A 5335-nucleotide genomic window follows, 5' to 3' on the forward strand; every position below is an offset into this window, starting at 1 on the left:
ACCGTTTCCGTATCCGATTTCCTCGGTGCTTTCCAGGTTCCCGCTTCCGCGTTTCCCTTTCCGGCGAGTCCGACTCTATCAGATCCTTTCGGGCCCGATTTCCTCGGTGCTTTCCAGGTAATCTGCTTTCGCGTTTCCCTTTCCGGCGACTCCGACTTTATCAGAATCCGTGGACCGGATTGACCGGCGACCATTTCTGAATCATCAGGAGCGGCTTCTTCTGAATCGACGTGTCGATTGCTTTGAGAAGCGAGCAGACTCTAACTGCTGCCGCCGGACGTGTCCAGTTCTAGGCAACTGTTCAAATCTACCTCCCCGATCGACCCGTGTCAACGGGTTTTCTGGGGCGAAGAGGAGACTAGCAGGTCAGCGAGGGTGCACGCACATCAGGCGGCCGTCGGGAGAGTGGCGCTGCGCTCCCATGCCGCGACGTCACCGGTGTCGCCGGAGCGTGCCGCGCGACCTCCAAGGACATAGACGTACAGAAGAAAGGCCAGTTCAGCCGCGATTCCGATCCCGATTCGGGCCCATGTGGGGAGACCCGACGGCGTGACGAAGCCTTCGATGGCACCAGAGACGAAGAGGATCAGGGCCAGGCCTATCGCCATACCCAGCGCGGCGCGGCCCTCTTCCGCCAGGGCGGCCCGACGGGATCGCGGACCCGGGTCGATCACGGTCCAGCCCAGTCGCAGTCCCGTGCCCGCGGCGACGAAGACGGCGGTCAGTTCCAGCAGACCGTGCGGGAGGACGAGCCCCAGGAAGGTGTCGAGGCGGCCGGCCGATGACATCAGGCCGATGCCGACGCCCAGGTTGAGCATGTTCTGGAAGAGGATCCAGAGGACCGGGAGGCCCAGGAAGACGCCCAGCACCAGGCACATCGCCGCGGCCTGGGCGTTGTTCGTCCACACCTGGGCGGCGAAGGAGGCCGCGGGGTGGCTGGAGTAGTAGGTCTCGTACTCGCCACCGGGCCGGGTGAGGTCACGCAGTTCGCTGGGGGCGGCGATGGAGGCCTGGACTTCGGGGTGGGTACCGATCCACCACCCGAGGAGGGCCGCTATCGCCGTGGACAGGAGTGCCGTGGGCACCCACCAGTGCCGTGAGCGGTAGACCGCTGCCGGGAAACCGTGCGTCAGGAAGCGGGTGACGTCGTGCCAGGAGGCACGGCGGGTGCCTGTCACGGCACTGCGCGCGCGGGCCACGAGCTGGCTGAGGCGCCCGGTGAGCTGGGGGTCCGGCGCGCTGGACTGGATCAGCGAGAGATGAGTGGCGGTTCGCTGGTACAGGGTGACGAGTTCGTCGGCCTCGGTTCCGGTGAGGCGGCGTCGGCGGCGCAGCAGGGCGTCGAGTCTGTCCCACTCGGCTCGGTGGGAGGAGACGAAGACGTCGAGGTCCATCGTTTTGCCTGCTCCTCGGCTGCTCGTCGGCTGCTCATCTTCGATGTCAGCTTGTCTTACTGCGGCGCGATGCGCCCTCAGCTTGGCAGACTGGCTGTTCTCGGGGCAGGTCAGGGGAAGGACGGCGAGCGTGAGTGAGCTAGTGACGGGCGAGGCGGTGGCGCTGGAGTTGCGCCCCGCGAAACTGCCGAGCCGGGCGCTGGCCGTGTCGCTCGATCTGGCCGTGGCGGTGACGGTCTACATCGTCGTGACCATCGGGCTGGTCGCGTCGACCGCCGCGTTGGACGAGGCGGCGCAGATCGCCGTGTCGATCGCGAGCTTCCTTCTTGTGCTGATCGGGGGGCCGATAGCCGTCGAGACGCTCAGCCACGGTCGGTCCTTGGGAAAGCTGGCGTGCGGGCTGCGGGTGGTGCGGGACGACGGCGGGCCGATCCGGTTCCGGCACGCGCTGGTGCGCGGAGCCGTGGGTGTGGTCGAGATCCTGATGACGTTCGGAATCGTCGCCTGCATCGCCTCCTTGGTGTCGGAGCGCGGGCGGCGGCTCGGTGACGTCTTCGCGGGGACCCTTGTCGTACGGGAACGGATACCGGTGGGACGGATGCCGTTCGTTCCTCCGCCGCCGCCCTGGCTGGCGGGACGGTTCGCGGAGCTCGATCTGTCCGCCGTTCCGGACGGGCTGTGGCTGGCCATTCGCCAGTACCTGACGCGGATGCAGCAGCTGGATCCGCAGGTCGGTGGGGCGATGGCGGAACGGCTCGCCGTGGACCTCGCCGCTCGTACCGGAGTTCCGGCGCCGCGGGGCGTGCCGGCCGGGGCGTATCTGGCGGCCGTGGTGCAGGAGCGGCAGACCCGGGAGGCCCGTCGGGCGTTCGGCGGCGCGCCGGGCGCATTCGCGGCACCGGGCCCCGGTGGCTACTCCACCCAGCCCGGGTATCCCGCCCCCGGGTATCCCGCCCAAGCCCGGTATCCCGCCCAAGCCGGGTATCCCGTCCAGCCGGGCAGTCCCGTCGGCCATCCCGGCCGACCAGGTGCCCCTGCCGGCTATCCCGTCCGGCCGGGACCCGGCGACCACGCCGGGTCACCGGGCCCCGCCGGGTATCCGGTCGGGCCGGGCCCCGTCGGGTATCCGGTGACCGCTCAACAGCCCGCGGCCCCGCAGACCTCCCCGCCCACGGCCGGTCCGGCCGAGCAGGGCGCCCAGGCTGAGCGTCCGACGACCGGCTTCGCGCCGCCCGCGTAGCCGCGTGCGGCGCCGGCTCGGCATCCCAGACCGGCCCAGCAGCGCGAACCCGCCGTCAGGTGAAGACCGACGGAGGTGATTCGAGGTGCTCCAGTTCGATGCCGGGGGCCGCGAGCACCACGTCTCCCGCGATGTGCACGGCGTGCTGCTCCCCGGTGTCCAGCGCCGTGACCCGGTATTCGTCCACGGTCAGCGGACCGTTGTCAGTGGCGTGTGTTTCGCTTGCGATCAAGGCCCAGGACTGGTCGAGGGTGCGCGGGGCGAGGACCGGGTCGGTGAAGGCGACGAGGCGTACGCGGGTCGCCGGGGCGTCGGCGGCGGGGGTGAGGCGAAGGAGACGGGCGGTGGCGACGAGAAACGCGGGGGACGTGCCGGTGAAGGCATGGGCGGGCACATTGCCTTCCGTGGCCTCGGTGCCGGTCGGGTCGGTGCGGACCCAGGTCACGCCGTCGAGGGCGGCGGCCCGTACCTGCCAGTTGGCGGCGTGCAGTTCGAGGCGGATGGGGCGGCCGAGTTCGTCGAGGGTGAGGTCGACGGAGCCGGTGACCGTGCCCTGCCGGGAGGCGCTGTCGGGCTCTGTGCCGGAGGGGGTGGTGAGTTGGGAGACGTAACGCCAACCGGAAGGGCCGGGCGCGCAGTGGAAGTGTTCTTCTGCGAGGGGGGTGTGGTCGTGCGGATCATGGAGCGAATAGCGGCCGCGGGGCATGGGCGTTCAGGTCCTCATCGGGGACAGGCCCCCGCCGGGACGGCGAGGGCCTGCTGACATCCGGACGCCGAGCGGTGGTACCGCTGCTCGGCGGGCGTGCTCAGTAGCGGTAGTGGTCCGACTTGTACGGGCCGTCGACCTCGACACCGATGTACGAGGCCTGCTCGGGGCGAAGCGTCGTGAGCTTCACGCCGAGCGCGTCGAGGTGGAGACGGGCGACCTTCTCGTCGAGGTGCTTGGGCAGCACGTAGACGTCGGTCGGGTACTCCTCGGGCTTGGTGAACAGCTCGATCTGGGCCAGGGTCTGGTCCGCGAACGAGTTGGACATCACGAAGGACGGGTGGCCCGTCGCGTTGCCCAGGTTCAGCAGGCGGCCCTCGGACAGCACGATGATGACCTTGCCGTCGGAGAACTTCCAGGTGTGGACCTGCGGCTTGACCTCGTCCTTGACGATGCCGGGGATCTTGGCGAGGCCGGCCATGTCGATCTCGTTGTCGAAGTGACCGATGTTCCCGACGATCGCCTGGTGCTTCATCTTGGCCATGTCCGAGGCCATGATGATGTCCTTGTTGCCCGTCGTGGTGACGAAGATGTCGGCCTTGTCGACGACCTCGTCGAGGGTCGTGACCTGGTAGCCGTCCATCGCCGCCTGCAGGGCGCAGATCGGGTCGATCTCGGTGATGATCACCCGGGCGCCCTGGCCGCGCAGGGACTCCGCGCAGCCCTTGCCCACGTCGCCGTAGCCGCAGACGACGGCGGTCTTGCCGCCGATCAGGGTGTCGGTGGCGCGGTTGATGCCGTCGATCAGGGAGTGGCGGCAGCCGTACTTGTTGTCGAACTTCGACTTGGTGACGGCGTCGTTCACGTTGATCGCCGGGAACAGCAGGGTGCCGTCGCGGTACATCTCGTACAGGCGGTGGACGCCGGTCGTGGTCTCCTCGGTCACGCCGCGGATCTCCGAGGCGAGCTGGGTCCACTTCTGCGAGCCGTCCGTGATGGTGCGGTGCAGGAGTTCGAGGACGACGCGGTGCTCGTCGGACTCGGCGGTGTCGACCGAGGGGACCTTGCCGTCCTTCTCGTACTGGACGCCGTTGTGGACGAGGAGGGTGGCGTCACCGCCGTCGTCCAGGATCATGTTCGGGCCGCCGGTGGGGGTGTTCGGCCAGGTCAGCGCCTGCTCCGTGCACCACCAGTACTCCTCCAGGGTCTCGCCCTTCCAGGCGAAGACCGGGACGCCCTGCGGGTTCTCGGGCGTGCCGTTCGGGCCGACCGCGATGGCGGCGGCGGCGTGGTCCTGGGTGGAGAAGATGTTGCAGGAGGCCCAGCGGACCTCGGCGCCCAGGGCGACCAGGGTCTCGATGAGGACGGCGGTCTGCACCGTCATGTGCAGGGAGCCGGTGACGCGGGCGCCCGCGAGGGGCTGCGCCTCGGCGTACTCCCGGCGGATCGACATCAGGCCGGGCATCTCGTGCTCGGCGAGGGTGATCTCCTTGCGGCCGAAGGCGGCCAGGGAGAGGTCGGCGACCTTGAAGTCCTGTCGGTTGTCGACAGTCGTCATACGAGCTGCTCCTCGGAATCGGGGCGAGGTGGGTAGGGCTGTTCTGCGCGGCGGTGGGCGGGTACGCATGCCCGACGGGGCACGGACGTGCCCCGGCAGGGCACAGGAGTGCCCGGTGCGCGCAGCGCAGTCCGTCGGAGGCCCTCTCTCCCTCGGCCGGTCCGCGGTGGGACCGCCCGACCGCCATCAGCAGCGACGTCTGGCTCACCGACCAAGCTACACCGGTGGGCCCGTCCCGCCCCAGTCCGCCTCTGGACGGGGAAGGGTCGGGCGGCCCCGCACCGGGCCGTTCACGGGGCGGTGGTACCCGTGATGCCGCCGTGGGCCGGTCGCAGACCGGGACAGGCGAGTTGGCCGGCGGAGATGAACAGCGGAACCGGTCGGCAGGGCTGAACGGCGGAGATGAACGCCGTCGGGGCCCGCCTGAGATCTCAGGC

5 protein-coding genes are annotated in these 5335 nt (G+C 69.5%); 2 read left to right on the forward strand and 3 right to left on the reverse strand.

All coding sequences use genetic code 11. The features are described from left to right. The coding region (locus ACFWBT_RS41565) for a hypothetical protein (RefSeq protein WP_385709609.1) at positions 1–183 on the forward strand (183 nt) is incomplete at its 5' end. Between the two features lie 203 nt (positions 184–386). On the opposite strand, the gene ACFWBT_RS41570 is transcribed toward ACFWBT_RS41565, so the two are convergent. Next, positions 387–1394 carry a stage II sporulation protein M gene (locus tag ACFWBT_RS41570; RefSeq protein WP_385709612.1) on the reverse strand — a complete coding sequence of 336 codons (1008 nt, stop codon included), beginning with the start codon at positions 1392–1394 and terminating at the stop codon, positions 387–389. A gap of 130 nt (positions 1395–1524) precedes the next feature. Between ACFWBT_RS41570 and ACFWBT_RS41575 the strand changes: the two genes are divergently transcribed. Then, entirely contained in the window at positions 1525–2634 is a 1110-nt protein-coding gene (locus ACFWBT_RS41575) for an RDD family protein (protein ID WP_385709614.1), read from the forward strand. A 55-nt stretch (positions 2635–2689) separates the two neighbouring features. On the opposite strand, the gene ACFWBT_RS41580 is transcribed toward ACFWBT_RS41575, so the two are convergent. Together ACFWBT_RS41580 and ahcY are read right to left on the reverse strand one after the other, a co-directional pair. Then, the gene (locus ACFWBT_RS41580) at positions 2690–3340 is read right to left on the reverse strand and encodes a hypothetical protein (RefSeq protein WP_385709616.1); all 651 of its coding nucleotides are present in this window, start codon (positions 3338–3340) and stop codon (positions 2690–2692) included. Between the two features lie 100 nt (positions 3341–3440). Further along, the gene (gene ahcY, locus ACFWBT_RS41585; RefSeq protein WP_385709619.1) at positions 3441–4898 is read right to left on the reverse strand and encodes an adenosylhomocysteinase; all 1458 of its coding nucleotides are present in this window, start codon (positions 4896–4898) and stop codon (positions 3441–3443) included. Positions 4899–5335 lie beyond the last annotated feature (437 nt).

The organism is Streptomyces sp. NPDC060027, from assembly GCF_042737005.1.
Lineage (GTDB): Bacteria > Actinomycetota > Actinomycetes > Streptomycetales > Streptomycetaceae > Streptomyces.